The sequence below is a fragment of the Anaerosporobacter sp. genome (assembly GCF_965301125.1).
On the sequence record NZ_CBDLAM010000246.1, the window covers coordinates 1,195 to 4,233 of the forward strand.

3 protein-coding genes and 1 pseudogene are annotated in these 3,039 nt (G+C 34.4%); 3 read left to right on the plus strand and 1 reads right to left on the minus strand.

The annotated features are described in order from the left end of the window. From ACW2QF_RS17900 to ACW2QF_RS17910, 3 genes are all read left to right on the plus strand, one after another. Window positions 1–403 (plus strand): DUF3021 family protein (locus ACW2QF_RS17900; protein ID WP_455717380.1); only part of this gene is annotated, 403 nt, incomplete at its 5' end. Then, on the plus strand, window positions 387–1,211 hold the full coding sequence (locus ACW2QF_RS17905) for an ABC transporter ATP-binding protein (protein ID WP_455717381.1): 825 nt from the start codon (window positions 387–389) through the stop codon (window positions 1,209–1,211). The genes ACW2QF_RS17900 and ACW2QF_RS17905, both read left to right, overlap by 17 nt. 30 nt (window positions 1,212–1,241) lie before the next feature. Then, window positions 1,242–2,033 carry an ABC transporter permease subunit gene (locus ACW2QF_RS17910; RefSeq protein WP_455717382.1) on the plus strand — a complete coding sequence of 264 codons (792 nt, stop codon included), beginning with the start codon at window positions 1,242–1,244 and terminating at the stop codon, window positions 2,031–2,033. A 70-nt stretch (window positions 2,034–2,103) separates the two neighbouring features. Here ACW2QF_RS17910 and ACW2QF_RS17915 read toward each other — a convergent pair. Further along, window positions 2,104–2,820, minus strand: a pseudogene (locus ACW2QF_RS17915) (gamma-glutamyl-gamma-aminobutyrate hydrolase family protein). Between the last annotated feature and the right edge of the window lie 219 nt (window positions 2,821–3,039).

Consider the following 3,039-nt stretch of genomic DNA (forward strand, 5'->3'; position numbering starts at 1 on the left):
TCTTTATTTTTTCTGCATACTTTTTTTCTATTCTATGTACAGAATCATTGGTGGAAGCTTTGAAGCTAGTATCATTCATATGGCAGAGATGATTTTTTTAACTTATGTAATGGGATATTTACAAGTATTTTTATTATCAAATTTTGATGAAGGAGAACAATTAAAGGGAAAAGAAATACTGTATATAATACTATGTTCGACTATCTATATAGGAGTTTCTGTACTTTGCGGCTGGTTTAATCGAGGCGTGATAGTAAGTGTATGTTTTGGCCTATATATGATGATTGCCTATATCGGTGTATTACTTATTTATAAATTAAAGCGTAACATTGATGCAAAGCTTTTAAATGAGGATTTGAAGGCTTTTCAAGAAAGGGGAAGTAAGTATGAGAAATGTAATTGATATAAAAGATCTTACTAAAAATTATGGGAAACAAAGAGGTGTCTCTCAGGTTAATTTTACAGTAAAAGAAGGAGATATCTTTGGGTTCTTAGGACCAAATGGGGCAGGAAAATCCACAACAATACGTTCCATGTTAGGGCTGATTCAATACGAAAGTGGAAAGGTAACTATCTTCGATAAGGATTTGAAAAAGGATAAGGAATCCATTTTAAGAGAAATCGGTTACATGCCATCAGAAGCTATGTTTTATCCTTCTATGAAAGTAAAAGAAGTAATCAAAATGGCGGCAGATGTTAGAAAGATGGATTGTGGGAAAGAGGCAGAAAAATTATGTACGCGTTTGCAAGTGGATACGGAAAAGAAGATTAGTGACTTATCTTTAGGAAATCGTAAAAAAGTAAGCATTGTATGCGCAATGCAACATAAACCCAAGCTGTTTGTTTTTGATGAACCAACTAGTGGATTAGATCCTTTGATGCAGATAGAATTTTTTAAGTTGATTCAAGAATATGTAAGTGAGGGAGCAACTTGTTTCTTATCTACACATATACTTTCTGAAGTGAAGAAATACTGTAAAAACGTGGCTATTATGAAGGAAGGCCGGTTACAATGTGTAGATACTGTAGAAAAACTTACGAAAACAAATGCAAAAAGAATTCAAATGATACGAGATGGGAAGAAGGAAGACTTTATCTTTAAAGGGGATTTAAATACATTAGCAGATGAATTAGTAGGCCATGATATTACAGATATTTTAATCGAGGAGCCATCACTAGATGAAATATTTATGCATTATTATGAAAAATAACATTTGGTTATAGAATTAAGGAGGGTTGTTATGTTAACGTTATATAAACATGAATTAAGGTTACATATTAAAAGTCTATTGATATGGACGATCTGTGTGGGTGGTATGTGTTTTGCGTGTATATTACTTTTTTCTAGTATGGAAGAAAGCATGGCATCTATGGCAGAAAACTATGCGTCTATGGGAGCGTTTGCAGATGCATTTGGTATGAGCAAGTTAAGCATAGCTACTTTGGTAGGATTTTACGCAACAGAGGTTGGAACAATTCACGGACTGGGAGGAGCCATGTTTGCTGCAATTGTAAGTACAGTTATGTTATCGAAAGAAGAAGATGGGCATACAAGTGAATTCCTTTTTTCGCTTCCTATTTCAAGGGGAAAAGCAATTACTGCAAAGTGGGGAGCTGTTGTAACAAATATTTTTCTTTTTAATCTTATATGTGTATGCATTTATGTATTGGGATTTGCGGTATTAGGAGAAAAAATACCAGTGGCAGACTTTGCACTATATCATGTCATGCAGCTTATTATGCAAATTGAAATTGCAGGACTATGTTTTGGATTATCAGCTTGTATGAAGAAGAATAAATTAGGGCTGGGACTTGGAATCGTATTACTCCTTTATGCTTATGATTTGATGGCAAGAGTTATTCCAGATATGTCTGATTACAAGATAATAAGTCCTTTTTCATATGCAAATGCGTCAGATGTGTTCAGTACTGGAAAAGTATCAGTACCAGCAATAGTGATTGGAATGATCGTTTTATTTGGAAGCATATGTGCGGCTTATGTCGTTTACAGAAAAAGAGATTTAGCAGCTTAAGTTGACAAAAGAAATAGGCATAAGGGCAGGACCAATTACTTGGTTTTGCCCTTGTTTAATGCACTTTTTCTTATCGGCAAGCTTGAACAAAGGATTCAAATAGTTCCCTCATCTCTTCCGTACGTGCAAACATCATCTCAGGGTGCCACTGAACAGCGACGCCATAAGGGTAATCGTTGATTTCCATTGCTTCAATTACCTTGTCAGCACTACGTCCTACGATTCGAAGATTAACGCCAGGTATGGCAACTGCTTGATGATGGTAGCTATTTACGAAGATACTATCCCCGAACAAGCCATATAATTTGGAGCCAGGTTCAAGGTCTACTTTATGAATTCCACGGTAACGTTCTGACTTTTGCATATGTAGAATTGTTTTGTTTGGTATATCTTCCATGTCTTGGTAGATGGTTCCACCTAGACAGATATTTAGTAGCTGTATACCTCGACAAATACCAAGTATAGGTTTTCTACTACGCAGTATTTGTTTTGTTAATGCAATTTGGAATACATCAAGTTTGTTATTTACCGTTCAAAGTCTCTTAGAGTGTTTTTTGTAGAATTTAATTGGATTAATATCTACACCACCACTTAATATGAAACCATCACAAAGATCTACGAATGTACTAAGGGATACATATCTCATAGTAGGAGGTATAATAATTGGTACGGCATTCACTTTTTCAAGAGCCAGAACATATTCATCATTAACATACATGTGATCGGTACCAAGGTAATCAGCAAATGTAATATTAGCTAGTACACCTATAATCGGAGGCGAAGACAAAAGGATTCCTTCTTTCTTATTTGTTATAATTAAGTATATTGAGTGTATATGGAATTCTATACATTAATAATATGAGCAATCTCGATCTTTTGATACTTGTATTATGTTAACTGAATTGACAATGATCCCAAAAAGTAGTACGACATTATTATATAGAAACATAACAGTGCTTTATAAAGACATAAAAGTGTTAAATAGAAACATAGCAGTGTTACATAC

What these genes read in the sequence shown, in the direction of transcription:
- ACW2QF_RS17905 (WP_455717381.1), top strand. Translation starts at nt 387, where the DNA reads ATGAGAAATGTAATTGATATAAAAGATCTTACTAAAAATTATGGGAAA.
- ACW2QF_RS17910 (WP_455717382.1), top strand. Translation starts at nt 1,242, where the DNA reads ATGTTAACGTTATATAAACATGAATTAAGGTTACATATTAAAAGTCTA.